General features: G+C 72.6%; 27 protein-coding genes. 19 read left to right on the forward strand and 8 right to left on the reverse strand.

The window, feature by feature from the left end:
* Positions 1-142: 142 nt before the first annotated feature.
* The 3 genes from ACGF5T_RS12185 (at position 143) to ACGF5T_RS12195 (ending at position 3,028) form a co-directional block, all read left to right on the forward strand.
* The gene (locus ACGF5T_RS12185) at positions 143-817 is read left to right on the forward strand and encodes a TetR family transcriptional regulator (protein ID WP_356603033.1); all 675 of its coding nucleotides are present in this window, start codon (positions 143-145) and stop codon (positions 815-817) included.
* Positions 818-889: 72 nt separating this feature from the next.
* Complete coding sequence (locus ACGF5T_RS12190) at positions 890-2,098, forward strand: alpha/beta hydrolase family protein (protein WP_361011289.1); 1,209 nt, start codon at positions 890-892, stop codon at positions 2,096-2,098.
* A gap of 75 nt (positions 2,099-2,173) precedes the next feature.
* Positions 2,174-3,028 carry a DUF4429 domain-containing protein gene (locus tag ACGF5T_RS12195; protein WP_356603037.1) on the forward strand — a complete coding sequence of 285 codons (855 nt, stop codon included), beginning with the start codon at positions 2,174-2,176 and terminating at the stop codon, positions 3,026-3,028.
* A 7-nt stretch (positions 3,029-3,035) separates the two neighbouring features.
* Here ACGF5T_RS12195 and ACGF5T_RS12200 read toward each other — a convergent pair whose 3' ends face one another.
* On the reverse strand, positions 3,036-4,052 hold the full coding sequence (locus tag ACGF5T_RS12200; protein WP_366766573.1) for an aldo/keto reductase: 1,017 nt from the start codon (positions 4,050-4,052) through the stop codon (positions 3,036-3,038).
* Positions 4,049-4,534, reverse strand: coding sequence for a MerR family transcriptional regulator (locus tag ACGF5T_RS12205; protein ID WP_356603041.1), 486 nt, complete (start codon positions 4,532-4,534; stop codon positions 4,049-4,051). Before ACGF5T_RS12205 ends, ACGF5T_RS12200 begins: the two co-directional genes overlap by 4 nt.
* A gap of 113 nt (positions 4,535-4,647) precedes the next feature.
* On the opposite strand from ACGF5T_RS12205, the gene ACGF5T_RS12210 reads away from it, so the two are divergent.
* From ACGF5T_RS12210 to ACGF5T_RS12230, 5 genes are all read left to right on the forward strand, one after another.
* A complete protein-coding gene (locus ACGF5T_RS12210) occupies positions 4,648-5,115 on the forward strand; it encodes a GNAT family N-acetyltransferase (RefSeq protein ID WP_356603043.1) in 468 nt (155 codons plus the stop codon).
* Positions 5,116-5,134: 19 nt separating this feature from the next.
* Complete coding sequence (locus tag ACGF5T_RS12215; RefSeq protein ID WP_361011282.1) at positions 5,135-5,956, forward strand: serine hydrolase domain-containing protein; 822 nt, start codon at positions 5,135-5,137, stop codon at positions 5,954-5,956.
* 194 nt (positions 5,957-6,150) lie between these two features.
* On the forward strand, positions 6,151-6,990 hold the full coding sequence (locus ACGF5T_RS12220; protein ID WP_366766572.1) for a helix-turn-helix transcriptional regulator: 840 nt from the start codon (positions 6,151-6,153) through the stop codon (positions 6,988-6,990).
* Entirely contained in the window at positions 6,959-7,156 is a 198-nt protein-coding gene (locus ACGF5T_RS12225) for a DUF397 domain-containing protein (protein WP_366766571.1), read from the forward strand. The genes ACGF5T_RS12220 and ACGF5T_RS12225 overlap by 32 nt, the downstream gene beginning before the upstream one ends.
* Positions 7,157-7,191: 35 nt before the next feature.
* Entirely contained in the window at positions 7,192-7,506 is a 315-nt protein-coding gene (locus ACGF5T_RS12230; protein ID WP_366766570.1) for a hypothetical protein, read from the forward strand.
* Between the two features lie 56 nt (positions 7,507-7,562).
* On the opposite strand, the gene ACGF5T_RS12235 is transcribed toward ACGF5T_RS12230, so the two are convergent.
* Entirely contained in the window at positions 7,563-8,219 is a 657-nt protein-coding gene (locus ACGF5T_RS12235; RefSeq protein ID WP_366766641.1) for a pirin family protein, read from the reverse strand.
* Positions 8,220-8,281: 62 nt separating this feature from the next.
* Here ACGF5T_RS12235 and fasR point away from each other — a divergent pair, with 62 nt between their 5' ends.
* The 5 genes from fasR to ACGF5T_RS12260 all read left to right on the forward strand — a co-directional run bounded on the left by fasR (position 8,282) and on the right by ACGF5T_RS12260 (position 13,283).
* Entirely contained in the window at positions 8,282-9,487 is a 1,206-nt protein-coding gene (gene fasR, locus ACGF5T_RS12240) for a fatty acid biosynthesis transcriptional regulator FasR (protein WP_356603047.1), read from the forward strand.
* 89 nt (positions 9,488-9,576) lie between these two features.
* Positions 9,577-10,506, forward strand: a complete 930-nt coding sequence (locus ACGF5T_RS12245) for an ACP S-malonyltransferase (protein WP_366766569.1) — start codon at positions 9,577-9,579, stop codon at positions 10,504-10,506.
* A 16-nt stretch (positions 10,507-10,522) separates the two neighbouring features.
* Positions 10,523-11,554, forward strand: a complete 1,032-nt coding sequence (locus ACGF5T_RS12250) for a ketoacyl-ACP synthase III (RefSeq protein ID WP_356603051.1) — start codon at positions 10,523-10,525, stop codon at positions 11,552-11,554.
* 103 nt (positions 11,555-11,657) lie between these two features.
* Positions 11,658-11,906, forward strand: a complete 249-nt coding sequence (locus ACGF5T_RS12255) for an acyl carrier protein (protein WP_053130192.1) — start codon at positions 11,658-11,660, stop codon at positions 11,904-11,906.
* An 87-nt stretch (positions 11,907-11,993) separates the two neighbouring features.
* Positions 11,994-13,283: a beta-ketoacyl-[acyl-carrier-protein] synthase family protein gene (locus tag ACGF5T_RS12260; RefSeq protein ID WP_356603053.1), complete on the forward strand. Its 1,290-nt coding sequence runs from the start codon at positions 11,994-11,996 to the stop codon at positions 13,281-13,283.
* A gap of 79 nt (positions 13,284-13,362) precedes the next feature.
* Here the strand turns inward: ACGF5T_RS12260 and ACGF5T_RS12265 are convergent, their stop codons facing one another.
* Positions 13,363-13,857, reverse strand: coding sequence for a DUF3145 domain-containing protein (locus ACGF5T_RS12265; RefSeq protein WP_356603055.1), 495 nt, complete (start codon positions 13,855-13,857; stop codon positions 13,363-13,365).
* A gap of 257 nt (positions 13,858-14,114) precedes the next feature.
* Here ACGF5T_RS12265 and ACGF5T_RS12270 point away from each other — a divergent pair, with 257 nt between their 5' ends.
* The 3 genes from ACGF5T_RS12270 to ACGF5T_RS12280 all read left to right on the forward strand — a co-directional run bounded on the left by ACGF5T_RS12270 (position 14,115) and on the right by ACGF5T_RS12280 (position 17,724).
* Positions 14,115-15,029, forward strand: a complete 915-nt coding sequence (locus ACGF5T_RS12270) for an SGNH/GDSL hydrolase family protein (RefSeq protein ID WP_356603058.1) — start codon at positions 14,115-14,117, stop codon at positions 15,027-15,029.
* Between the two features lie 37 nt (positions 15,030-15,066).
* Complete coding sequence (locus tag ACGF5T_RS12275; RefSeq protein WP_366766568.1) at positions 15,067-16,047, forward strand: aldose epimerase family protein; 981 nt, start codon at positions 15,067-15,069, stop codon at positions 16,045-16,047.
* Between the two features lie 348 nt (positions 16,048-16,395).
* Entirely contained in the window at positions 16,396-17,724 is a 1,329-nt protein-coding gene (locus ACGF5T_RS12280) for a pyroglutamyl peptidase (RefSeq protein WP_366766567.1), read from the forward strand.
* On the opposite strand, the gene ACGF5T_RS12285 is transcribed toward ACGF5T_RS12280, so the two are convergent.
* From ACGF5T_RS12285 to ACGF5T_RS12295, 3 genes are all read right to left on the reverse strand, one after another.
* A complete protein-coding gene (locus tag ACGF5T_RS12285; protein WP_366766566.1) occupies positions 17,696-18,520 on the reverse strand; it encodes an EI24 domain-containing protein in 825 nt (274 codons plus the stop codon). The genes ACGF5T_RS12280 and ACGF5T_RS12285 overlap by 29 nt on opposite strands.
* Positions 18,521-18,637: 117 nt before the next feature.
* Complete coding sequence (locus tag ACGF5T_RS12290; RefSeq protein ID WP_053130225.1) at positions 18,638-19,057, reverse strand: organic hydroperoxide resistance protein; 420 nt, start codon at positions 19,055-19,057, stop codon at positions 18,638-18,640.
* Between the two features lie 159 nt (positions 19,058-19,216).
* Positions 19,217-20,239, reverse strand: a complete 1,023-nt coding sequence (locus ACGF5T_RS12295; RefSeq protein WP_356603065.1) for an NADP-dependent oxidoreductase — start codon at positions 20,237-20,239, stop codon at positions 19,217-19,219.
* 107 nt (positions 20,240-20,346) lie between these two features.
* Here ACGF5T_RS12295 and ACGF5T_RS12300 point away from each other — a divergent pair, with 107 nt between their 5' ends.
* The gene (locus ACGF5T_RS12300) at positions 20,347-20,787 is read left to right on the forward strand and encodes a MarR family transcriptional regulator (RefSeq protein ID WP_356603067.1); all 441 of its coding nucleotides are present in this window, start codon (positions 20,347-20,349) and stop codon (positions 20,785-20,787) included.
* A 129-nt stretch (positions 20,788-20,916) separates the two neighbouring features.
* Here ACGF5T_RS12300 and ACGF5T_RS12305 read toward each other — a convergent pair whose 3' ends face one another.
* Positions 20,917-21,723: a hypothetical protein gene (locus tag ACGF5T_RS12305; protein WP_366766565.1), complete on the reverse strand. Its 807-nt coding sequence runs from the start codon at positions 21,721-21,723 to the stop codon at positions 20,917-20,919.
* Positions 21,724-21,937: 214 nt separating this feature from the next.
* On the opposite strand from ACGF5T_RS12305, the gene ACGF5T_RS12310 reads away from it, so the two are divergent.
* Both ACGF5T_RS12310 and ACGF5T_RS12315 read left to right on the forward strand, forming a co-directional pair.
* Entirely contained in the window at positions 21,938-23,104 is a 1,167-nt protein-coding gene (locus tag ACGF5T_RS12310) for a mandelate racemase/muconate lactonizing enzyme family protein (RefSeq protein ID WP_356603071.1), read from the forward strand.
* Complete coding sequence (locus tag ACGF5T_RS12315; protein WP_366766564.1) at positions 23,101-24,105, forward strand: alcohol dehydrogenase catalytic domain-containing protein; 1,005 nt, start codon at positions 23,101-23,103, stop codon at positions 24,103-24,105. Before ACGF5T_RS12310 ends, ACGF5T_RS12315 begins: the two co-directional genes overlap by 4 nt.
* Positions 24,106-24,157: the final 52 nt, after the last annotated feature.

Consider the following 24,157-nt stretch of genomic DNA (forward strand, 5'->3'; position numbering starts at 1 on the left):
TTCGAGGCTAGTGACAGTCACTGACAGTTGACAAACCATTTCACTAGTCGGTAACTGACATGTCATCTCCCTCTAGCCTGAACTGCGGAAACGACGGCGGGGCAGCAGGCCGGCGCCGACCCGAGGAGCGAACCTTTTGAACATGGCGGACACGGCCACACCACCGGGCCTGCGTGAGCGCAAGAAGCGGCGCACCCGGGACACGCTGCTGCGGTCCGCCCTGGAGCTGTTCACCGACCGGGGTTACGAGGAGACGACCGTCGACGACATCGCCGAGACGGCCGATGTCTCGCAGCGCACCTTCTTCCGCTACTTCGCCAGCAAGGAGGACGCGGCCTTCTTCGTGGCGCGGCTCGCGGAGTCGCACTTCGTCGAGGCGGTGCGCCGCCGCCCGCCCGGCGAGGCGCCGCCGGCCGCGATGCGCCGGGCGCTCGACGAGAGCTGGGACACCATCGGCGAGGCCGTGGAGCGGCTGGTCCCGCTGGAGCTGCACATGCGCTTCTACCAGGTGATCGAGTCGACGCCCGCGCTGCTCGCCGCCCATCTGCGGCGGGCGGCGGAACTGGAGGAGGAGATCGCCCGGGTCGTCGCCGACCGCGAGGGCCTCGACCTCGACGCGGACCCGCGCCCCCGCGTGGTCGTGGCCGTCTTCGGCGCGGTGATCCGGGTGACGGAACGGATCTGGTCGGCGCGCGGCGACGCCAGTCTCGCGGCGCTGCGCGAGCTGACCGCCGCCCACCTCGATCAGGTGGAACCCGCGCTCACGGGCGACTGGCGGAGCGCCCACGGGGCCGGACGGGCGGAACCAACCCCGTAGCACATGATCGAAACGTGATCCGTGTCACTGGATTCCCGCGAGACCGTCCCGTTCTCCTAGTGTGTCCTCCCAGTGACTTCCTTCGACACCTCCCCGCAGCTGAACGTCTGGCGCGCACTGCTCGCCCTGGCCGTGGTGTTCGTGATGCTGGCGACCACCGGCTGGACCGCCCTGCGCAACCAGCGGGGCCCCACGGCCCTCGAAGCGTCGGTCACGGCCTGGGAGCACGGCCGGATCGACGGGCGCCGACTGCCCGACGCGCAGTCGTCCCCCGCCCGACTGGCCCGCTTCTTCGCCTCGCTCACCGAGTGGCAGCGCACCAGCCTCGCCCGCCGCTACTCCCTGGCCGTCGGCAACATGAACGGTGCCCCCGTCGACCTGCGCTACCTCGCCAACCGCGCGGCGCTGCGCAAGGCCCGCGCCGTGGAGCGGCTGCGCATGAACGACAAGCGCCTGTCGCTGTCGGGCCAGCACGAGGCCGGCCGGCGTGCGCAGCAGTACGAGGCGCTGCTCCACCGCGACCGGCACATCCTCGCCTTCGATCCGGCGGGTGCGGGCAAGGTCGCCGAGGTCTTCGGCGACCTCGGCCGCGCCGAGCGCGTGTCGGTCGTCGTGCCCGGCGTCGACACCGAGCTGCTCACCTTCCAGCGCACCCGTCGCAAGTACTCGGCGCCCGTCGGCATGGCCGAGTCGCTCCACGCGGCCGAGCGCGCGGCGAGCCCCGGCACCCGCACGGCCGTGATCGCCTGGGCCGACTACACCTCCCCCAGCGGCCTCGGCATGGAGGCGGCCACGGCGATCCGCGCCGAGCACGGGGCCGCCCGGCTGAACGCGCTGCTGCGGGCGCTGCCCGGCCGGGCCCCCGTCTCGCTGTTCTGCCACAGCTACGGCTCGGTGGTGTGCGGCGTAGCCGCCGACGCGCTGCCCCGCCGGGTGACCGACATCGCGGTGGCCGGCAGCCCCGGCATGCGGGTCGAGAAGGCCGCCCAGCTGCACACCTCGGCCCGGGTGTGGGCGATGCGGGACGCCGACGACTGGATCCAGGACGTGCCGTACCTGGAGGTCGGCGGCCTCGGGCACGGCGCCGACCCGGTGTCCCCGGCGTTCGGGGCGCGGCTGCTGTCCGCGCGGGGCGCCCAGGGGCACAGCGGCTACTTCGTGCCGGGCACGGAGAGCCTCCGGAACTTCGCGCAGATCGGCGTTGGCGCATACCCCACGGTCGCCTGCGCCGGCGAGAACGACACATGCCGGGCGGATTTGTCCGCGACGGCGGCGGCCTGACGCGCGTAGAGGCGCAGATACTCCGGTTTGCACGGGGAGGGGACGGAAGAGCTCGTGCCGCATACGATGAGCCGCATGGGTGACGTACTGGCCGGATTTCATGCCGCCTGGGAGTTCGAGTCCGACTCCGTGCTCATCCGCTACGAACGGGGGATTCGGACGCCCAAGCTGTTCCAGGCCCTCGGGGAACGCCGTGTCCCCGTCGAGGCGATCGCCGGGGTGACGCTCACGCCCGGCCGGCGGGGCACGGTCGTGCTGCGCATGGAGTTGCGCCCGGGCGCCGACCCGCTGATGGAGGCGGCGGCCGGGCAGCTGAAGGAGAGCGGTGACCCGTACCGGCTCGTCCTGCCGGCCGAGCGGGAGACGCTGGCGGAGTACTACGCCGACGAGCTGCGCGCGCTGCTGACCGGGTCCGACGAGACCGAGCGGTACCTCGTCGCGGCGCCCGAGGCGCCGCTGCACTTCAAGGCGTACGACGGGAAGGCGTCCTTCGACGGCAAGGCGGTGTCCTTCCGCTGGTCCTGGACGGGCGCCTCGTCGGCGAAGTGGAAGGCCGGCGACCAGAGCTTCCTGGTCGCCGACCTGGGCGGGGTGGAGTGGCGGTCCCCCGAGGCCTTCGAGGGGTACCTGCGGCTGCTGCCGAGGGAGGCCGCACCCGTCGCCCCGCAGGCCGACCAGGACCCCGCCTCGGTCGTGTTCGGGCTCGGGTACGGGCCGGTGCACGAGTCGCTGCCGTTCGCTGCCGCGGTGCTGGCGGCGGTACGGGAGCGGGGCGGGGGCGCCCCGGTGCCGGTGCCGGTCCCGGCGCCTCGGCGCGACCCCGCGGACATCGCCGAGCGGATCCGGCACCTGGGCGAGCTGCACCAGCAGGGACTGGTCACGGACGAGGAGTTCTCCTCGAAGAAGGCCGAGCTGCTGGCGGAGCTGTGACGCTGCTCTACTCCCGTCCGGCGGACGTGAACGTCATGTCCGCGTACCGGTCGCCCGCGACCTTCCCCGCGATCGGCTCCAGCACCGCCAGTTCCTCCTCGGTGAGGACGATCCGCGTCGCGCCCGTGTTCTCCTCCACCCGGGCGGGCCTGCGCGTCCCCGGGATCGGGATCACCGGCAGGCCGTGCACCCGCGCCTGCTGCTGGACCCACGCGAGGGCGATCTGGCCGAGGGTGGCGTCGTGGGCCTCGGCGACCGTGCGGACGGGGTCGAGGAGGGCCGCGTTGGCCGCCGCGTTGTCGCCGGTGAAGCGGGGCTGCTGACGGCGGAAGTCGCCGTCCGTGAGGTCGCGGTCGGCGTGGACGAAGGAACCGGTGAGGAAGCCCCGGCCGAGCGGCGAGTACGGCACCAGGGCCACGCCCAGCTCGCGGGCGGCCGGCACCACGCCCGCCTCGATGTCCCGGCTGAACAGCGACCACTCCGACTGCACGGCGGCGATCGGATGCACCGCCTGCGCGGCGCGCAGCTCCGCGCCCGTCACCTCACTCAGCCCGAGGTGCTTGACCTTGCCCTCGCGGACGAGGTCGGCCATGACGGCGACGGTCTCCTCGATCGGCACGTTCACGTCGCGCCGGTGCATGTAGTAGAGGTCGATGACGTCGACGTCCAGCCGCCGCAGACTCGCCTCGACCGCCTGGCGGACGTACGGCGCGTCATTGCGGATGATCCGCTTCGTCGGGTCGTCCGGCGGGATCGACAGGGCGAACTTGGTCGCGATGACGACCTCGTCGCGGTGCGCCTTGAAGAACGGCGACAGGAACCGCTCGTTGTCGCCCGCCCCGTACGCGTCCGCCGTGTCGTAGAGCGTGACGCCCAGCTCCAGCGCCCGCTCCAGGGTCGCCCGCGACGCCTCGGTGTCCACGGGGCCGTAGGCGAAGCTCATGCCCATGCAGCCCAGGCCCTGGACGCCCACCGGCGGGCCTCCGTCGCCGAGCCGTACCGTCGGGATGCTGCTGTCGGTCATCGGGTCGTCTCCGTTCCGCGGGCGCGTCCGGCGTCCCCGTAGAAGCTGATCTTGCGGTCGAGTACGGCGAGGGTGTCCTGCAGCTCGGCGATGCGCGTCAGCACGTCGCGGCGCGTGGACTCCAGGAGTTCCCGCCGGTCGTGGTAGGTGCCCTCCCCCTCACGCACCAGCTCCGCGTACCGGACCATGTCGGCGACCGGCATGCCGGTCATGCGCAGCTTGCCGACGAAGTCCAGCCAGTCCAGGTCGCGGTTGCTGTAGCGGCGCTGGCCGGTGTGCGAGCGGTCGATGTGGGACATCAGCCCGATCCGCTCGTACCAGCGCAGCGTGTGGGCCGTCAGGCCGGTGAAGGCGACGACCTCGCTGATGGTGTAGCGGTCCTGCCCGTCGGGGCGTGGGTGGCGCGGGGGCGGGGCGGAGCAGATGTCCGTTCTGGTGGCGTGCGGCGCGGGGGTCCCGGCCGTGGTCTGCATCACCGTCATGGGTTCCACGCTATGACCTTGGAGTGCACTCCAGGCAAGCGCCCGCGGGGAGAAGGCGGTGGTGGGGGGAAAAGGGCGGGACAGCCGACGGGGCGGGTCACTAGCGTGCGGGCATGAGTCCCGTACGCCGTGCCGTGGCCGCCGACGCGGCCGAAGTGCTCCGCCTGCGTCAGGTGATGCTCGACGCGGTGGGCCGTCCGCCCTCCACCGACTGGCACGCCGGCTCCCTGCCGACGCTGCGGGCGCGGCTCGCCGACCCCGACGGGGACTTCGCCGCGTTCGTCGTCGACCACCCGGAGCGGCCGGACGCGCTGGCGGCGCTGGTGGTGGGCACGGTGGAGTACCGGATCGGGCGGGCCGGCAATCCGCGGGGGCTGACCGGGTACGTCTTCAGCGTCGCCACGGACCCCGGAGCCCGGCGTCGCGGGTACGCCCGCGCGTGCATGGAGGAGCTGCTGGAGTGGTTCCGCGAGCGGGGCGCCGGCCACGTCATGCTCACCGCGTCCCCGGACGCGGAGCCGCTGTACGCGTCGATGGGGTTCACCCGGGACACCGACCCCTCCATGCGGCTGCACCTGTGACCCGCTTAGGCTCACGGGCATGTCCTTGAAGAGCCTCGCGTCGATCGAGAACTGGCCCGTCCCCACCGCCGCGGCGGGTGCCGTACGCGCCGACGGCACGATCCTGGGCACCCACGGCCCCCTCGCGCACCGCTTCGCCCTCGCCTCGGTCACCAAGCCGCTCGCGGCGTACGCGGCGCTGGTCGCGTACGAGGAGGGTGCCGTGGAGCTGGACGAGCCCGCAGGACCGCCCGGGTCGACGGTCCGCCACCTGCTGGCGCACACCTCCGGGCTGGCCTTCGACGAGCACCGGGTGACCGCCCCGCCCGGGGAGCGGCGGCTGTACTCCAACGCCGGTTTCGAGCAGCTCGGCGACCACATCGCGAAGGCGGCGGACATGCCGTTCGCCGAGTACGCGCGCCAGGCGGTGCTGGAGCCGCTGGGCATGACGTCCACGACCCTGGACGGCTCCCCGGCGAAGGACGGCGTCTCCACGGTGGAGGACCTGCTCCGCTTCGCCGCCGAGGTCCAGGCCCCGCGCCTGCTGGACCCGCGCACGGTCGCCGAGGCGATGACGGTGCAGTACCCGGGCCGCAAGGGCGTGCTGCCGGGCTACGGCCACCAGAGCCCCAACGACTGGGGCCTCGGCTTCGAGATCCGCGACGGGAAGTCCCCCCACTGGACGGGCGCCGCCTCCTCGCCCCGCACCTTCGGCCACTTCGGCCAGTCGGGCACGTTCCTGTGGATCGACCCGGACGCCGGACTCGCCTGCGTGGCCCTGACCGACCGCGCCTTCGGCCCGTGGGCGGTCGAGGCGTGGCCGCCCTTCACGGACGCGGTGCTGGCGGAACTGCGCGGCTGAGGCGTCACGCCGTACGGCGACGGGCAGGGGAAGACGGTGTGGTTCGAGTGAACGTCCGCCGACGGCGGACCAGTTACACGATTCACACCACAGAGGATGACGCGCTCCGCATACGCTCGACTACACAGGGCAACGAACGTCCCCGGACGTTGCCGCCCGCCCCGCCCGTAGTCCGGAGTGAGTGAGGTACCGCAGTGGCCCACATCCAGTCCCTCGACCCGACCGCCTCCCCGCTCGACTACTACGGCTGGGAGCTGCGCCGCCAACGCGAGGCCCACCGCCTCAACCAGGCCCAGCTCGGCGAGATCATCTTCTGCACCGGCTCACTGGTCGGCCAGATCGAGACCACGAAGAAGGTCCCGACCCGGGACTTCTCCGAACGGGTCGACGCCGCCCTCGGCACGGACGGCCTCTTCTCCCGCCTGATCGGCCTGGTGCTGCGCAGCCAACTGCCCACGTGGTTCCAGCCGTACGCGGAGATGGAGGCGAGGGCGACGTACATCTCCACGTACCAGGCGCAGTTGGTGTACGGGCTGGTGCAGACGGAGGAGTACGCGCGGGCGGTGCTGGACGTGGAGCACCGGGGCAACGTGGACGAGATGGTCGCCGCCCGGATGGAGCGTCAGCGCATCCTCCTGCGCCACCGGCCGCCCGCCCTGTGGGTCATCCTGGACGAGGCCGCCCTGCTGCGGGAGATCGGCGGCCGGGACGTGATGCGCGGGCAACTCGCCCGCCTGTTGGACTACGCGACCGCGCCCTGGGTGCAGATCCAGGTCCTGCCGCTGACCTCGGGCCAACACGCGGGCATGATGGGGACGTTCAATCTGCTGCGGTTCGATACGGACCCCGACCTCTTCTACATGGACGGCTACGACCAGGGCCACATGACCGCCAGCCCGGACGTGATCAAGGAACGCTCGTTCGGCTACGCTCGACTGCAAGCCTCAGCCCTCTCCCCCGAGGACTCGGTGAGACTGATCACCCGCGTGATGGAGGAACGCTATGCGACCCCGCACAGCACTGAGCAACGTTGAGTGGCGCAGGTCCAGCTACAGCGGAAGCAACGGTGGTGACTGCGTCGAGGTCGCCGAGGGCCACGCCGCCGACTCCGTTCCCGTGCGCGACAGCAAGAACCCGTCCGGCCCGGTCCTCACCGTCGGCGCACACGCCTGGCGGGCCTTCGTCCAGGGCCTGCGGTAGGCAGTCCGAGCCCTGCGGCTACCGCCGGAAGCGCAGTGAGTTACAGCCTGAGCCTCTACAGGTTCTCGGACGGCGAGTTGGCCGCGCCCGACCTGCAGGTGGTCCGGGCGGTGCTCTCGCCCGTCCGCGCTGGGGCGGAGAAAACCGGAGACGGCACCACGGATTACATCGTCGAGCTGACGGACCGGCTCGGGGCGGGGATCCTCCTTCCCAGCGGTGCGTTCCTCTGCCCTGAGGGCATGCGCGCGCACCTGCCCGAGGGAATGGAGGACGATTCCGTTCTCGTTCCGGCGATCACCCTTTCGGCCTTCGAGAGAGCGGCGGGTCCGTTCACGGAGCCGCTGACCTGACCGCTTCCCGGACCCGTCGAAGTCAAGCCGTACGGGCTTCGGCGGGTCCGGGATCGTCACTGTCCCGCCATCTCCCACAGCAGCACCTCCGCCCGCGTCACCGCCACCGCGTCCACCCCCTCGGCGTCCGTGACGCGGGCCGCGTCGCCCGCGCCCAGGGTCTCGCCACCCAGCGTCACCTCGCCCCGCACCACGTGCACGTACACGTACGCCCCGTCCGGCACCGCCGTCCGCTCCCCCGCTGCCAGGCGGCGGACGTGGAGCATCGCGCCGGCCTCCGGGACGGCGTACGGGGTGGAGTCGGCGATGCCGCGGACGATCTCGTAGGCGGGGTCGCCGCCGGGGGTGAGCGGGGCCAGCCACATCTGGACGAAGGTCAGGGGCGCGGGGCCGTCGTTGCGCTCGACGTGGCGGACGCCGGCCGCGGAGCTGAGGCGCTGGACGTCGCCGGCGCGGACGACCGTCTCGTGGCCGGCGGTGTCGCGGTGGGTCAGCTCGCCCTCGACCACCCACGTGACGATCTCGGTGTGGCTGTGCGGGTGCTCGTCGAAGCCGGCGCCGGGGGCGAGACGCTCCTCGTTGCAGGCGATCAGCGCGCCGAAGCGGAGGTGGTCGGGGTCGTAGTGGGGGCCGAAGGAGAAGGCGTGGCGGGAGACGATCCCGGCTGCCGGATCACCGCCCGGGAAGCGCTCGTCGGCGCGGCGTACGTCCATCACGTCGTTCACCGTAGCCCCGGCGGCACACCCGCCCGTCCCGATAAGGCAGTCTTGTCCCCGTGCCCGAACCCGAAACCGGCAAGCCCGACGCCCCCACCCGGCCCGTCCACTCGCACACCGCGACCCTGAAGCGGCTGGAGCAGTCCGCCGGATCGCTCGCCGCGCAGGCCATCGCGCGGATGGACGAGACACTGCCGTGGTACCGGGCCATGCCACCGGAGAACCGTTCCTGGATCGGGCTGGTCGCCCAGGCGGGCATCGCCGCCTTCACCGAGTGGTTCCGGCACCCGGACGCCCCGCAGGCCATCTCCACCGACGTCTTCGGCACCGCGCCGCGCGAGCTGACCCGGGCCATCACGCTGCGGCAGACCGTGGAGATGGTGCGGACGACGATCGAGGTCATGGAGTCCGCGATCGACGAGGTCGCCGCTCCAGGGGACGAGTCGGTCCTGCGCGAGGCGCTGCTGGTGTACGCCCGGGAGATCGCCTTCGCGACCGCCCAGGTCTACGCGCAGGCCGCCGAGGCACGCGGTGCCTGGGACGCGCGCCTGGAGTCGCTGGTCGTGAACGCCGTGCTCAGCGGCGAGGCCGACGAGGGAGCCGTGTCGCGGGCCGCCGCCCTCGGGTGGAACTCGCCCGAGCACGTGTGCGTCGTGCTGGGCACCGCCCCCGACGGCGATTCCGAGCTGACCGTGGAGGCCATCCGGCGCGCGGCCCGGCACGCCAAGCTCCAGGTGCTGACCGGGGTGCTCGGGGACCGGCTGGTGGTGATCGCGGGGGGCAGCGACAACCCGCTCGCGGTGGCCAAGTCGCTGATCGGGCCGTTCGCCCAGGGCGCGGTCGTGGCCGGTCCCGTGGTGCCGGACCTGCTGGCCGCGACCCGGTCCGCGCAGGCCGCCGCGGCCGGGCTCAAGGCGTGCACCGCCTGGCAGGACGCGCCCCGCCCCGTGCTGGCCGACGATCTGCTGCCGGAGCGCGCCATCGCCTCCGACCCCTCGGCCCGCGAGCAGTTGGTGGAGGAGATCTACAGACCGCTGGAGGAGGCCGGTGCAGCCCTGCTCGAGACGCTCAGCGTCTATCTCGAACAGGCGAGCAGTCTCGAAGGCGCCGCCCGGATGCTCTTCGTTCACCCGAACACCGTGCGCTACCGGCTCCGACGTGTGACTGACGTCACCGGATGGTCACCCTCTGATGTACGGTCTGCGTTCACACTGCGGATCGCGCTCATCCTGGGGCGTCTGGCCGATGGAGATCCGCAACTCTAAGCTTTTGTCGGGGGTCCACAAAACCCCCTCCCGTTCTTCGTCCCTGTCCCCACGGGCGGCCGTGGCCGTCCTCAAGAGAGAGTGTGAGAGTGCTCGTACTCGTCGCTCCCGGCCAGGGCGCCCAGACGCCCGGCTTCCTGACTGACTGGCTCGCCCTGCCCGGCGCCGCTGACCGCGTCGCCGCCTGGTCCGACGCCATTGGACTCGATCTCGCCCACTACGGCACCAAGGCCGACGCGGACGAGATCCGAGACACGTCCGTGGCACAGCCGCTGCTCGTGGCGGCCGGAATCCTCTCGGCCGCGGCACTCGGTGACATCGCCGACCTCGCGCCCGGCGCCGTCGCCGGCCACAGTGTCGGCGAGTTCACGGCCGCCGCCTTCGCGGGCGTCCTCGACGACACGGCCGCGGTGTCCCTCGTACGCCGTCGGGGCCTGGCGATGGCCGAGGCCGCCGCCGTCACCGAGACCGGCATGTCCGCGCTGCTCGGCGGCGACCCCGAGGTGAGCGTCGCGCACCTGGAGAAGCTCGGTCTGACCCCGGCGAACATGAACGGCGCGGGTCAGATCGTGGCCGCCGGCACCGTGGAGCAGCTGGCCGCGCTGAGCGAGGACAAGCCCGAGGGCGTGCGCAAGGTCGTCGCGCTGAAGGTGGCCGGTGCCTTCCACACGCAGCACATGGCGCCCGCCGTCGACAAGCTCGCGGAGGCCGCGAAGGCGCTGACGCCGGCCGACCCCAAGGTGACGTACGTCTCCAACAAGGACGGGCGGGCCGTCGCCTCCGGTGCCGAGGTGCTGGAGCGGCTGGTCGGCCAGGTCGCCAACCCGGTCCGCTGGGACCGGTGCATGGAGACGTTCCAGGAGCTGGGCGTCACCGCGCTGATCGAGGTGTGCCCGGGTGGCACGCTCACCGGGCTGGCCAAGCGCGCGCTGCCGGGCGTGAAGACGCTGGCCCTGAAGTCCCCCGCCGATCTCGACGCGGCCCGCGAGCTCGTCGCCGAGCACGCCCAGCAGGCCTGACAAGGAGCGCGAGAGCATGTCGAAGATCAAGCCCAGCAAGGGCGCCCCGTACGCGCGCATCCTCGGCGTCGGCGGTTACCGCCCGACGCGGGTCGTGCCGAACGAGGTGATCCTCGAGAAGATCGACTCGTCCGACGAGTGGATCCGCTCGCGCTCCGGCATCGAGACGCGGCACTGGGCCTCGCCCGAGGAGACCGTCGCGGCGATGTCGATCGAGGCCTCCGGCAAGGCCATCGCGGACGCCGGGATCGCCGCCTCGCAGATCGGCGCGGTGGTCGTCTCGACCGTGTCGCACTTCAGCCAGACCCCGGCCGTCGCGACCGAGATCGCGGACAAGCTGGGCACGGACAAGGCCGCCGCCTTCGACATCTCGGCGGGCTGCGCGGGCTTCGGCTACGGCCTGACCCTCGCCAAGGGCATGGTCGTCGAGGGCTCGGCGGAGTACGTCCTGGTCATCGGCGTGGAGCGGCTCTCCGACCTGACCGACCTGGAGGACCGTGCCACGGCCTTCCTCTTCGGCGACGGCGCGGGCGCGGTCGTGGTCGGCCCCTCCCAGGAGCCGGCGATCGGCCCGACCGTCTGGGGCTCGGAGGGCGACAAGTCCGAGACGATCAAGCAGACGGTCTCCTGGGACCGGTTCGCGATCGGCGACGTCTCGGAGCTGCCCCTCGACAGCGAGGGCAACGTGAAGTTTCCTGCGATCACGCAGGAGGGCCAGGCGGTGTTCCGCTGGGCCGTGTTCGAGATGGCGAAGGTCGCCCAGCAGGCGCTGGACGCGGCCGGGATCAGCCCGGACGACCTGGACGTCTTCATCCCGCACCAGGCCAACGTGCGGATCATCGACTCGATGGTGAAGACACTGAAGCTGCCGGAGCACGTCATGGTCGCCCGTGACATCCGCACCACCGGCAACACCTCGGCCGCCTCGATCCCGCTCGCGATGGAGCGGCTCCTGGCGACCGGCGAGGCGAAGAGCGGCGACACCGCGCTCGTCATCGGCTTCGGGGCGGGTCTCGTCTACGCCGCGACGGTCGTTACCCTCCCCTAGGCACTCCGTGCCGGATCATCCGGTCCGGGACGGAGACCAGCACCAACCCGCCGCCGACGCGGCGGGCCGCCACACCCTATGGAAACTACGAAGGAGCGCCATCATGGCCGCCACTCAGGAAGAGATCGTCGCCGGTCTCGCCGAGATCGTGAACGAGATCGCCGGCATCCCGGTTGAGGACGTCCAGCTGGACAAGTCCTTCACCGACGACCTGGACGTCGACTCGCTGTCCATGGTCGAGGTCGTCGTCGCCGCCGAAGAGCGCTTCGACGTCAAGATCCCGGACGAGGACGTCAAGAACCTCAAGACGGTCGGCGACGCGACCAACTACATCCTCAAGAACCAGGGCTGATCCACCGATCACGTCCCTGGGCTGACTGCCCCGCCACCCGGCGGTGGCGCCGTACGAATCCCGTATCCCGTTGGAGAAAGAATTCCCGTGAGCTCGACCAATCGCACCGTGGTCGTCACCGGTATCGGCGCAACCACACCGCTGGGTGGCGACGCAGCCTCTACCTGGGAAGGCCTGGTCGCCGGCAAGTCCGGCGTCAAGCCCCTGGAGCAGGAGTGGGCCGCCGACCAGGCGGTCCGCATCGCCGCACCGGTCGCCGTGGACCCCTCCGAGGTCATCCCGCGGCCCCAGGCCCGCCGTCTGGACCGCTCGGCCCAGTTCGCGCTGATCGCGGCGCAGGAGGCCTGGAAGGACGCCGGTTACTCCGGCAAGGCGGGCGAGAGCCCCGCCGAGGAGGGGGCGGCCCAGGTCGACCCCGACCGTCTCGGCGCGGTCATCGCCTCCGGCATCGGTGGCGTGACGACCCTCCTCGACCAGTACGACGTGCTGAAGGAGAAGGGCGTCCGCCGCGTCTCCCCGCACACCGTCCCCATGCTGATGCCCAACGGCCCCTCCGCCAACGTGGGCCTGGCCGTGGGCGCCCGGGCGGGCGTGCACACGCCCGTCTCCGCCTGCGCGTCGGGCGCCGAGGCCATCGGCTACGCCATCGAGATGATCCGCACCGGCCGCGCCGACGTCGTCGTCGCGGGTGGCACGGAGGCGGCGATCCACCCGCTGCCCATCGCCGCGTTCGGCAACATGATGGCGATGTCCAAGAACAACGACGACCCGCAGGGCGCCTCGCGTCCCTTCGACACGGGCCGTGACGGCTTCGTCCTCGGTGAGGGCGCCGGCGTCCTCGTCCTGGAGTCGGCCGAGCACGCCGAGGCACGCGGTGCCCGCGTCTACGCGGAGGCGGTCGGCCAGGGCATCTCCGCCGACAGCCACGACATCGTGCAGCCGGAGCCGGAGGGCCGCGGCATCTCGCACGCCCTGCAGAACCTGCTGGACCGCACCGACCTGGACCCGGCCGAGATCGTGCACGTCAACGCGCACGCCACCTCGACGCCGGCCGGTGACATCGCCGAGCTGAAGGCGCTGCGCAAGGTCCTCGGCGACGACGTGGACCACATGGCGGTCTCCGGCACCAAGTCGATGACCGGTCACCTCCTCGGTGGGGCCGGCGGCGTCGAGTCCGTCGCGACCGTGCTCGCCCTGTACCACCGGGTGGCCCCGCCGACCATCAACGTCGAGAACCTCGACCCCGAGGCCGAGGCCGCGGCGGACATCGTCCGCGGCGAGGCCCGCAAGCTGCCCGTCGAGGGCCGGATCGCCGCGCTGAACGACTCGTTCGGTTTCGGCGGACACAACGTGGTGCTGGCCTTCCGCACGGTCTGAGCCGCACCCGAGACGCAAGGGAAGGGCCCCCACCGGTCGGTGGGGGCCCTTCCCTTGCGTGTGCGGCGTACGGCGGCGGTCAGACCACCTGGTGGAGCCAGCGGACCGGGGCGCCCTCGCCCGCGTGGCGGAAGGACTCCAGTTCGTCGTCCCAGGGTTTGCCGAGGAGTCTCGCGAGGTCGGACTCCAGGTCGCTCTCGCCGCTCCGGGAGCGGACCAGGGCGGCGCGCAGCCGGTCCTCGGGGACGAGGATGTCGCCGTGGATGCCGGTGACGGCGTGGAAGATGCCGAGGTCGGGGGTGCAGCTGTAGCGCTCGCCCTCCGCGTTCGCGGACGGTTCCGCGGTGACCTCGAAGCGCAGCAGCTGCCAGCCGCGCAGCGCGGAGGCGAGCTGGGAGGCGGTGCCGGCCCGGCCCTGCCAGGAGAACTCCGAGCGCCAGGTGCCGGGCGCGGCCGGCTGCCGGATCCAGTCCAGGCTCACGCGCGTGCCGAGCACCCCGGCGACGGCCCACTCGACGTGCGGGCACAGCGCGCGCGGCGCGGAGTGCACGTACAGAACTCCACGTGTCGTCACCGGAACCTCCGGGCTGAGCGGGACATCTCGGAACGGGCGGAACGGCTGTGGCCGGGCGGGCCACGTTGAGGCCGAGGCTACCGTGCGCCGGGGGGCGGAGTGTGACGTACCGTCGGTCCCGGTGCCGACAAACCTCAGGTATTCACCCAGTAGGACGCTTGTACGGGTGTGGGCCGTTGCATCGGCGCTCGCGGGAACCCCCGCGCGGTGTCATGGGTTGAGGACACTGGAGGCACGAGGCGAGGGGTGGGAGCCACATGGGTCAGGGGTCGGAGCAGGGTGCGCGGCGTGTCCGTCGCCGTTCGCGTGCCGCGCTCGCCGTGCTCGCGGCCGCCGTCCTGGGCGTGACGGGCTGCGACGCCGTGGGGGGCGACGCCTCCCCCGGCCCGTCCGCCTCGGCCTCGAAGCGGACGAGTCCGGCCCCGGTCTGGGACACCAGCCCGGCGTCGGTCGCCGCCGTGGGGGACTCCATCACGCGCGGCTTCGACGCCTGCACGGTCCTGTCCGACTGTCCCGAGGTCTCGTGGGCGACCGGCAGCAGTGCCGAGGTCGACAGCCTCGCGGTGCGGCTGCTCGGGCAGGCCGGGGCGGCCGGGCGGAGTTGGAACTACGCGGTCACCGGGTCCCGGATGGAGGACCTGCCCGGGCAGATGACGCGGGCGGTGGCGCGCAGGCCGCAGCTCGTCGCGGTGATGGTCGGGGCGAACGACGCCTGCCGCGCCACCACCTCGGCGATGACCCCGGTGGCGGACTTCCGGGACCGGTTCGAGGAGGCCATGGCCACCCTGCGCGCGAAGCTGCCGAAGGCCCAGGTGTACGTGGCGAGCATCCCTGACCTCAAGCGGCTGTGGTCCGAGGGGCGCACCAACCCGCTGGGCAAGCAGGTGTGGAAGCTGGGCCTGTGCCCCTCGATGCTGGGCGACGCGGACGCCCTGGACGCGGCGGCGACGCAGCGCCGCAACACCGTGCGGGACCGGGTGCGGGCCTACAACGACGTGCTGCGGGACGTCTGCGCGAAGGACCGCCGGTGCCGTACCGACGGCGGTGCGGTGCACGAATTCCGGTTCGGCACCGACCAGTTGAGCCGCTGGGACTGGTTCCACCCGAGCGTGAGCGGCCAGGCCCGGCTGGCGGAGATCGCGTACCGCGCGGTGACCGCGAAGAAACCCTGAAACCGCCCTGACCTGCGGGTGTCCTAGAGTTCCGCACATGAGCGAACTCTTCGGCACACTTTCCGACGGCACCCCGGTCCACCGCTGGACCCTGGAGCGGTCCGGAGTACGGGTCCGGGTCCTGTCGTACGGCGGGATCGTGCAGTCGGCCGAGGTCCCGGACCGGGACGGCCACACCGCCGACGTGGTGCTGGGGTTCGCTGACCTGGACGGCTATCTGGCCCACCCGGGGCCGTACTTGGGCGCGCTCGTCGGGCGGTACGCCAACCGGATCGCGGGCGGCCGTTTCCCGCTGGACGGGCGGACGTACACGACGGTGCGCAACGAGGGGCCGAACTCGCTGCACGGCGGCGAGCGGGGCTTCGACAAGCGTGTGTGGGACGTGGAGCCCGTCGGGGACGGCGGGCACGGCGTCCGGCTCAGCCGGGTCAGCCCGGACGGCGAGGAGGGCTTCCCCGGCCGGGTGGAGATCTCGGTGACGTACACGCTGGACGGGTCGGGCGCGCTGCGGATCGCCTACGAGGCGGTGACGGACGCGCCGACCGTGCTGAACCCGACCAACCACAGCTACTTCAACCTGGCCGGCTCCAGCCACGCGGGCGGCCACGAGCTGCGGCTGGCCGCCTCCCGGATCACGCCGGTGGACGCCGCGCTGATCCCGACGGGCGAACTGCGGGACGTGACGGGCACGCGCTTCGACTTCCGGCGGGCGCGCCAGGTCGGTTCGGGCTTCGACCACAACTTCGTCCTGGACAAGGGGGTGACGGACACCGCCGTGGAGGTCGCCGAGCTGTCCGACCCGGTGTCGGGGCGGGTGCTCACGGTGTCGACGACCGAGCCTGGCCTCCAGCTCTACACCGCCGACCACCTGGGCGAGCCCTTCGCGCCCGGTGCGGGCGTCGCGCTGGAGACGCAGCACTTCCCGGACTCCCCGAACCGGCCGGAGTTCCCCGGCACGGTGCTGCGGCCGGGCGAGGTGTTCCGCTCGGAGACGGTGTACGGCTTCTCGGCACGGTGACCCGTGCCCGCGGGCCGGCCCGGCGAGCCCCGGCCCGGCCGTCAGGTTCCGGGCCGGGGCTGTCCGCGGGGGGACGCCGTCTGGAGACGTCCCGGTTCAGACGGTAATCGTCGCGGTGATCCGACGGTCCGCGATCGAGCGTCCGCTCACGAGTTCGTACGAACCCTTCACAAACGCCTACGAGCCGGTCACCCCGTCCACGACCTCGGCGTCGGTGGACATGCCGGGCACCTTCGGGGCTTCCTCGCCCTCCTCGGCGAGGTGTGCCGTAGCGCACGCCCCTTCCGTCACGCGATACTGCCGCCGTCCGGCAGCGCACCCCACGGCGACGGAAGGACCTGGACTCCCTTGACACACCTACGCGTTCGGACCGGCGTACTCGGACTGGCCCTGGTGGCGGGGCTGGTGGCCCCGGCGACGGCCACGGCGGCTCCCCCGGCCCCCTCTTCCGCCTCCCCCGCCTCCCCCGGCTCCCCCGGCTCCTCCAGTTCCTCCGTCTCCTCCGCCCCCACCGTCGAGGAACGGCGCCTCGACGGGGAGGTGCCCCGCGAGATCCTGCGGCGCTCCGGGTTCGCCGGGGTGGCGCCGGCGTTCGCCCGCGGACTCGACCGGGCGGACTCCTACCGGGAGGCCCGCCGGGTCGTCGCCCGCGAGGGCACCGCGCTGTGGCGGCGGGCCGTGGACCGGGCGCAGGGGCGCGGCCCGGCGCGCGGGGACCTCAGCCGGGACGACGACCGCCCGCTGTACTGGGCGCGCCTCGGGATGACGCGGGAACTGCGCGCCTGGGCGCCCGGCTTCCGGCTGTCCGAGGAGCGGCGGGCGGCGCTGCTCGACGGGCTGGAGCAGGCCTCCCGCGGCCAGAGCGACCTCCGCCTGCCTCGCGGTGAGCGGGACGAGCGCACCAGGCGGGTCCTGCTGACCGGCTTCGACCCCTTCACCCTCGACCGTGACATCCGGATCTCCAACCCCTCCGGCGCCGCCGCGCTCGCCCTCGACGGCACGGTGATCGACACACCGGAGGGGCCCGCGCGCGTGGAGACGGCCGTGTTCCCGGTGCGCTGGCGGGACTTCGCCGACGGGGCGGTGGAGCGGGCGCTACGCCCGTACCTGCCGCGGGTGGACCTGTTCACGACCGTGAGCCAGGGGCGGGTCGGACGCTTCGACGTGGAGCGGACCAACGGGGCCTGGCGGGGCGGTTTCGCGGACAACGAGAACGTCTCCCGCACGGAGACGGTGCCCGTCGCCGACCCGGCCACGCAGCCGCAGTGGACGACGACCACGCTGCCCTACGCGGCGATCACGGCCGCGGACACCGGGCGCTTCCCCGTGTACGACAACACGAGTGTCACCGAGATTCCGGCGGGCGCCACCGAGCCGGTCGTGCGGCCCGAGGGGCCCACGCCCGGGTCGACGGCCCGCGCGGGGGGCGGCGGGGACTACCTGTCCAACGAGATCGCCTACCGGGCGACGCTGCTGCGGGACCGGCTCGGCCTGCACGGCACGCTGCCGGGCGGGCACGTGCACACCCCGGTGCTGCTGTTCGGCGCCGGGAACACCGATCCGGCGACCGGGACGGTCACCGACCCCGCGTTCGTGCGGAGCCGGCTGGACATCGTGGCGCAGGTGCGGGCGATCGTGGCCGCGGCGGTCAGTGCGCCGGGGCCGGACCGGGGCTGACCGCCGGGTCCGTGGAGCCGCCGTCGGAGCGGTCGTCGTCGCCGTCGCGGGTCTCCTCGCCCAGCAGTTCGCGGGCGAGGAGGGTGGCGCCGGCGACCGCGCCCGGCATCAGGAAGACCGCGACGAACGGCACCAGGAAGGCCACGCCGAGCGGCGTGCCGAAGCCCCAGACCAGCCTCTTGCGGGAGCGCAGGAGGGCGAGGCGGTCACGGAGCCGGACCCCGCGGCGCTGGAGGGCGACCGAGGTCAGTTCCTCGGTGAGGAAGAAGCCGGTGACGAAGAAGCCGATCACCGGGACCACCGTCTGCCCGATGAGCGGGATGAAGCCGGCGGCGAAGAGCAGCACGCCCCATCCGAGGGCGCGGACGAGGATCCGGAGGCTGTCGCGGCCCGAGATCCACAGCTCGCGCAGGAGCGGCAGGTTCGACTCGGGGGCGGTGCCGTCCGGGGAGACGTCACGGTCGACCCGCTCGGAGAGGCTCTCGTAGAACGGCTGGCCCACCAGCAGCGTGACGGCGGTGAAGGTGAGGACGGCCAGCAGCAGGGCGAGGGCGAACAGGACGGCGGTGAGGAAGCCGCGGAAGAGTCCGGGCCAGGGGCTGGACCAGTCGTCGGCGAAGGGGGTCGCCCAGGCCACGAAGTCGGTGCCCCACAGGGCCAGTCCGACCAGTGCCGCCGCGTACAGGACCAGGGTGATCAGACCCGGCAGGAGGCCGAAGCCGTAGCTCCTGCCGTGCCGGGCCACCCAACGCTGGCCCTTCATCAGATGACCGAAACCCGCCCCGAGATCGCGCATGGGCGGAACTCTACCGGGCACCGTCACACCGGCCCGGGGAGCCCGGGGGACGGCCCGGAGGCCGCACCCCGTGGTCCCGGGTCGGGCCTTCGGCCCGTCCGTGCCGGACGGCCCCGGTCAGACGAGCGTCACCGTGATGTTGCCGCGGGTCGCCTTCGAGTAGGGGCAGACCTGGTGGGCCTTCTCCACCAGCGACCGCGCGGTGGCGGCGTCCACGGACGGGATCTCGGCGGAGATCTCGACGATGATGCCGAACCCGTCGTCGTTCTTGCCGATGCCGACCTTCGCGGTGACGGTCGAACCGGTGACGTCGGCGCCCTCCTGGCGGGCCACGACGGCGAGCGCGCCCTGGAAGCAGGCGCTGTACCCGGCGGCGAAGAGCTGCTCCGGGTTGGTGCCGGCGCCGCTGCCGCCCATCTCCTTGGGCGGGTTCACGACCACGTCGAGCTTGCCGTCATCGGTGGCCACCCGGCCGTCACGGCCGTTCTCGGCGGTGGCTACGGCGGTGTAGAGGACCTCGGACTGCTGAATCGGCATTGCGGTTGTCTTCCTCCTCGGTCCGCCGTGACTCGCGCCCACGATCACGACGGATTTCGGAAAGACGCTACCGCATGCCGGAAAGTCCGGGAAGGGCACTCCCGCGCGAGGCCGGCGCCGGGTACCCGGCGTCGGCCTCGGGGGACTCGCTCGGGGGCCTCAGAGCTTGACGATCATCTTGCCGGTGTTGTCGCCGCGCAGGACGCCGAGGAAGGCCTCCAGGTTGTTCTCGATGCCCTCGACGACCGTCTCGCGGTACTTGAGCTCACCGGAGGCGACCCAGGGGCCGACCTCCTGGACGAACTGCGGCTGGAGGTCGTAGTGGTCGCCGACCAGGAAGCCCTCGATCCGGCCGCGGGTCTGGATGAGACGGGCGAGGTTCTTCGGGCCCGGGGCGGGCTGGGTGTTGTTGTAGACGGAGATCGCGCCGCAGATCGCGATGCGGCCGTCCCGGTTGAGGGACCCGATGGCCGCCTCCAGGTGATCGCCGCCCACGTTGTCGAAGTAGACGTCGACCCCGTCCGGGGCGGCGGTGCGCAGCTGCTCGCTCACCGGGCCGTCCTTGTAGTTGAAGGCGGCGTCGAAGCCGTACTCGTCGACGAGCAGCTTCACCTTCTCGTCGGAGCCGGCGGAGCCGATGACCCGGGAGGCGCCCTTGAGCTTCGCGATCTGGCCCACCTGGCTGCCGACGGCACCGGCGGCGCCGGAGACGAACACCGAGTCGCCCTCCTTGAAGGCGGCGGTGCGCAGCAGACCGGCGTACGCGGTGAGCCCCGTCATGCCGAGCACACCGAGGTACGTCGACAGCGGCGCCGCCTGCGGGTCCACCTTGACCGCGTTCTTCGCGTCCACGGCGGCGTACTCGCGCCAGGCGAAGAAGTGCAGGACGTGGTCGCCCACGGCGAGGCCCTCGGCGTTGGAGGCGACGACCTCGCCGACCGCGCCGCCCTGCATGGGCTTGCCCAGCTCGTAGGGGGCGACGTAGGACTTGGCGGCGCTCATGCGGCCGCGCATGTACGGGTCGACGGAGACGTACAGGTTGCGCACCAGGACCTGGCCCTCGCCCGGGGTGGGCAGCTCCGCCTCGACGAGGGCGAAGTCCTCGGGCTTGGGCCAGCCGACCGGGCGGCTGAGCAGGTGCCATTCGCGGTTGACGGTGGGGAGGGCGGGGGAGTCGGTCATGAGGGCGCCTTTCCGGTGGTCGGGGATCACAGGCGATGTTTCAGCCTCTGAAACAACCATGCGTCTGAACATTTCACCTTGTCAAACAAATGGGTACCCTGGTTTCCATGGCCACACCACGCGACACCCCCCGCCGACCCGACGCGCTCACCCTGGAAGTCGTCGAGCTGATCGGCGAGGTCGTGGCCCGTTTCCACGCCGACTACGAGGAGGCGGCCGCCGAACGCGCCCTGACCGGGGCGCAGGCCAAGCTGCTCAGCCTGCTGTCGCTGGAGCCGCTGCCGATGCGGAAGCTGGCCCAGAAGCTGAAGTGCGAGCCGTCGAACGTCACGGGGATCGTGGACCGGCTGGAGGCGCGGGGCCTGGTCGAGCGCCGCCCCGACCCCGCCGACCGGCGCGTGAAGGTCGCGGCGGCGACGGAGGAGGGCCGCCGGGTGGCACGGGGCCTGCGGGAGTCCCTGCGCTTCGCCCGGGAGCCGCTGGCCGGGTTGTCGGAGGGGGAACGGGTGGCTCTGCGGGACGCGCTGCGGAGGATGCTGCGGGACTGAGCGGGGGGCGCTTGCGTTTCGCTGCGCAGGCGGCGGGCGCGCGTGGGCGGTCGCCGGTGACCGGTGGCCGGCGCCGACGGGACGCCCGCTCCGCGGCGGAGGACGGCGCGAGCCTCGCGACGCGAGCCCCTAGGTGCACCACCACAGGAAGCGGTCGCACGTCTCCGTCGGGGTCGGGGTCGGGGTCGTCGGTGCCGGGGTGGGGGTCGCGGCCGGGGGCGGGTCGTCCGGGGTCGTCGACGGGGGCGGCGTGCTCCCCGGCTCCGGGGCCGAGGGCGCGGACCAGTCCTCGTCCGGGTCCGGCGTCCGCGGGTCCTCCGCCTCGGGGGACCCCGACTCCGACTCCGACTCCGATGCCGACGCCGAGGCCGAGGAGGAGGAAGAGGCGGAAACGGAGGCTTCGGGGGACGGCGTGCCCGAGGGGGGCGTCGTTCTCGACGTGCCGTCGACCGGTGCGGCCGAGGTCTCGCCCACCTCGCGGGTCACCCCGCCGTCCGTCGTCTCGTCCCCGGCGGCCGCCGGTGTCGCCGGGGAGCCCGGGGCGTCCAGGCCGAGTTCCGCGAGGCTCAGACCGCCGGCCGCCAGGACGAATCCCGCGGCGACGAACAGGGTCCGGCGACGTCGGCGGCGGTGGGCGGCGGCCTTGCGGTCGCGGCGGCCGGCCCGGCCGCCGGTGAAGGCGTCGTCCGGGGCGCCGTCCGGGGCGCCGTCGGGAGCGCCGTCGGGAGCGCCGTCGGGGGTGTCGGCCGACGGGTCCGCCTCCTCGGCGGCCGGCCATACGGGCGCCGTGTGCCGCGGGGGCTCCGTGGGGCCCGCGTACGGCGTATGCCCCGGCAAGTGAGGCTCGGGCGGGTGGAGTTCGTCGGCTGGGGTGCCGCAGCCCGGGCAGGCGAGGGCGCCGTTGAGGTGCCGTCGGCACGGGAGGCAGTAGTCCATGACGCGGGAAGGTTAAGTTCCGCAACAGCGGTGTTCCTAGAGGCCGCTGTGAAGGTTGTGTGGGGAAGCGGTCCGGACCGCTCCGCGCCGCCTCGGGAAACTGCCGAAACCGTTATGTGTCCGACCCATTGACACCCCCGCCGTCCCCTCCTTACTGTCACGCCAGCATTTCGAACGAGTGACGAAATATCGAACACAGCGAGGGGCAACCGCCGTGCGCATCACCGGAATCAGCACACACGTGGTCGGGACGCCGTGGCGCAACCTGACCTACGTCCAGGTGCACACCGACGAGGGCATCACCGGAGTCGGCGAGACCCGGATGCTGGGGCACACCGACGCTCTCCTCGGCTACCTGAAGGAAGCCGAGGCCAACCACATTCTCGGATCGGACCCGTTCGCTGTCGAGGACCTGGTCCGCCGCATGAAGTACGGCGACTACGGCCGGGCGGGCGAGATCGTGATGTCCGGTATCGCCGTGGTGGAGATGGCGTGCTGGGACATCAAGGGCAAGGCCCTCGGGGTCCCGGTCTGGCAGCTCCTCGGCGGCAAGGTCACCGACAAGGTCAAGGCGTACGCCAACGGGTGGTACACGACCGAGCGGACCCCGGAGGCGTACCACAAGGCCGCACAGGGGGTCATGGAGCGCGGGTACCGGGCGCTGAAGATCGACCCGTTCGGCACCGGGCACTTCGAGCTGGACCAGCAGCAGACGCACTACGCCGTCTCGCTGATCGAGGCCGTGCGGGACGCCATCGGGCCGGACGCCGAGCTGATGCTGGAGATGCACGGCCGCTTCTCGCCCTCCACCGCCGTCCGGCTCGCGCGCGAACTCGCGCCCTTCAAGCCGGCCTGGCTGGAGGAGCCGGTGCCGCCGGAGAACCTCAAGGCGCTGCGGAAGGTCGCCGAGAAGGTCGACATCCCCGTCGCCACCGGTGAGCGCATCCACGACCGGATCGAGTTCCGCGAGCTGTTCGAGGACCAGTCCGTGGACATCATCCAGCCCGACGTCGGCCACATCGGCGGCATCTGGGAGACCCGCAAGCTCGCCGCCACCGCCGAGACCCACTACACGCTGGTCGCCCCGCACAACGTGGGCGGGCCGGTGCTCACCGCGGCCTCCCTCCAGGTCGGCTTCACCTCCCCGAACTTCAAGATCCTGGAGCACTTCAACGACTTCGCCGACGCGGAGATCAAGAAGGTGGTCAAGGGCGCCCCGCAGGTGGACCCGGAGGACGGGTGCTTCCACCTGTCCGACGCCCCCGGCCTCGGCGTCGAGCTGGACACCGACGCGGCGGCCGAGTTCCCGCAGCAGCAGGCCCGGTTCGACCTGTGGGCCGAGGGCTGGGAGCAGCGCAAGCCGAAGGGGACCGGGGCATGAGCGGCGCGGTCGTCGTCGACGCGCCGGGCGAGCACCGGATCGTGCCGCACGAGCCGCGCGAGCCCGGTCCCGGTGAGGCCCTGGTCCGGGTGCACGCGGCCGGGATCTGCGGCAGCGACCGCGAGGTGTACCAGGGCAACCGGCCCGAGGGGTACGTGCGTTACCCGCTCACCCCCGGTCACGAGTGGTCCGGGACCGTGGAGCGGGTCGGCGCCGGAGTCCCCGCCGGCCTGGTCGGACGCGGGGTCGTCGGTGAGGGGTTCCGCAACTGCCAGGTCTGCGACCGCTGCCACGCGGGCGAGACGACGCTGTGCACGGCCGGGTACGCGGAGACGGGCTTCACCGAGCCCGGGGCCATGGCGCCCACCCTCACCCTGCCCGCCCGGCTCCTGCACGTCCTGCCGGACGGCGCCGACCTCACCGCCGCCGCCCTGCTGGAGCCCGCCGCCTGCATCGCCGCCGCCGCGCTCAAGGCGAACGCCCGCCCCGGCGAGCGGGTCGCGGTCGTCGGCACCGGGACGCTCGGCATGTTCGCCGTGCAGTTCCTGCGCGCCGCGTCCCCGGGCGAGCTGCTGGTCGTCGGGACGCGCGGGGACCGGGAGGCGCTGTCGCGGCAATTCGGCGCGAGCGACTTCCGGACCAAGGACCGGCCCCTCCCCGACGACTTCGACGTCGTCATCGAGACCGCCGGGTCCGCCGACGCGGCCCGCACCGCCGCCGCGCTGCTCCGCAGGGGCGGGCGTCTGGTCCTGACCGGCATCCCCGCCCCGGGCGCCGACGGGCTCGACCCCACCGACCTCGTGGTGCGCCAGCTGGAGGTGCACACCGTGTTCGGGGCGCCGCCGGAGGCCTGGGCGCACACCGTGCGGGTCTTCGCGGCCGGCCTGCTCGACCCGGGGCCGCTGGTGACGCACGAGCTGCCGCTCGACGGGTTCGCCGAGGCCATCGAGCTGGTGGGGTCCGGCGACCCGAAGGTCGGCAAGGTGCTGCTGCGTCCCTGACCACGCCCCCCCCGAGCCGTACGCCGGTACGGGGGCGACCTGACGGCCCCCG

This window comes from Streptomyces sp. NPDC047853, from assembly GCF_043204535.1.
Classification (GTDB): Bacteria; Actinomycetota; Actinomycetes; order Streptomycetales; family Streptomycetaceae; genus Streptomyces.

Bases quoted from the DNA above. Each gene is read 5' to 3' on its own strand.
- ACGF5T_RS12185 (WP_356603033.1), top strand. From the start codon at position 143: ATGGCGGACACGGCCACACCACCGGGCCTGCGTGAGCGCAAGAAGCGG.
- ACGF5T_RS12195 (WP_356603037.1), top strand. From the start codon at position 2,174: ATGGGTGACGTACTGGCCGGATTTCATGCCGCCTGGGAGTTCGAGTCC.
- ACGF5T_RS12200 (WP_366766573.1), bottom strand. From the start codon at position 4,052: ATGACCGACAGCAGCATCCCGACGGTACGGCTCGGCGACGGAGGCCCG.
- ACGF5T_RS12205 (WP_356603041.1), bottom strand. From the start codon at position 4,534: ATGACGGTGATGCAGACCACGGCCGGGACCCCCGCGCCGCACGCCACC.
- ACGF5T_RS12210 (WP_356603043.1), top strand. From the start codon at position 4,648: ATGAGTCCCGTACGCCGTGCCGTGGCCGCCGACGCGGCCGAAGTGCTC.
- ACGF5T_RS12215 (WP_361011282.1), top strand. From the start codon at position 5,135: ATGTCCTTGAAGAGCCTCGCGTCGATCGAGAACTGGCCCGTCCCCACC.
- ACGF5T_RS12225 (WP_366766571.1), top strand. From the start codon at position 6,959: ATGCGACCCCGCACAGCACTGAGCAACGTTGAGTGGCGCAGGTCCAGC.
- ACGF5T_RS12235 (WP_366766641.1), bottom strand. From the start codon at position 8,219: ATGGACGTACGCCGCGCCGACGAGCGCTTCCCGGGCGGTGATCCGGCA.
- ACGF5T_RS12250 (WP_356603051.1), top strand. From the start codon at position 10,523: ATGTCGAAGATCAAGCCCAGCAAGGGCGCCCCGTACGCGCGCATCCTC.
- ACGF5T_RS12255 (WP_053130192.1), top strand. From the start codon at position 11,658: ATGGCCGCCACTCAGGAAGAGATCGTCGCCGGTCTCGCCGAGATCGTG.
- ACGF5T_RS12270 (WP_356603058.1), top strand. From the start codon at position 14,115: ATGGGTCAGGGGTCGGAGCAGGGTGCGCGGCGTGTCCGTCGCCGTTCG.
- ACGF5T_RS12275 (WP_366766568.1), top strand. From the start codon at position 15,067: ATGAGCGAACTCTTCGGCACACTTTCCGACGGCACCCCGGTCCACCGC.
- ACGF5T_RS12285 (WP_366766566.1), bottom strand. From the start codon at position 18,520: ATGCGCGATCTCGGGGCGGGTTTCGGTCATCTGATGAAGGGCCAGCGT.
- ACGF5T_RS12290 (WP_053130225.1), bottom strand. From the start codon at position 19,057: ATGCCGATTCAGCAGTCCGAGGTCCTCTACACCGCCGTAGCCACCGCC.
- ACGF5T_RS12295 (WP_356603065.1), bottom strand. From the start codon at position 20,239: ATGACCGACTCCCCCGCCCTCCCCACCGTCAACCGCGAATGGCACCTG.
- ACGF5T_RS12300 (WP_356603067.1), top strand. From the start codon at position 20,347: ATGGCCACACCACGCGACACCCCCCGCCGACCCGACGCGCTCACCCTG.
- ACGF5T_RS12305 (WP_366766565.1), bottom strand. From the start codon at position 21,723: ATGGACTACTGCCTCCCGTGCCGACGGCACCTCAACGGCGCCCTCGCC.
- ACGF5T_RS12315 (WP_366766564.1), top strand. From the start codon at position 23,101: ATGAGCGGCGCGGTCGTCGTCGACGCGCCGGGCGAGCACCGGATCGTG.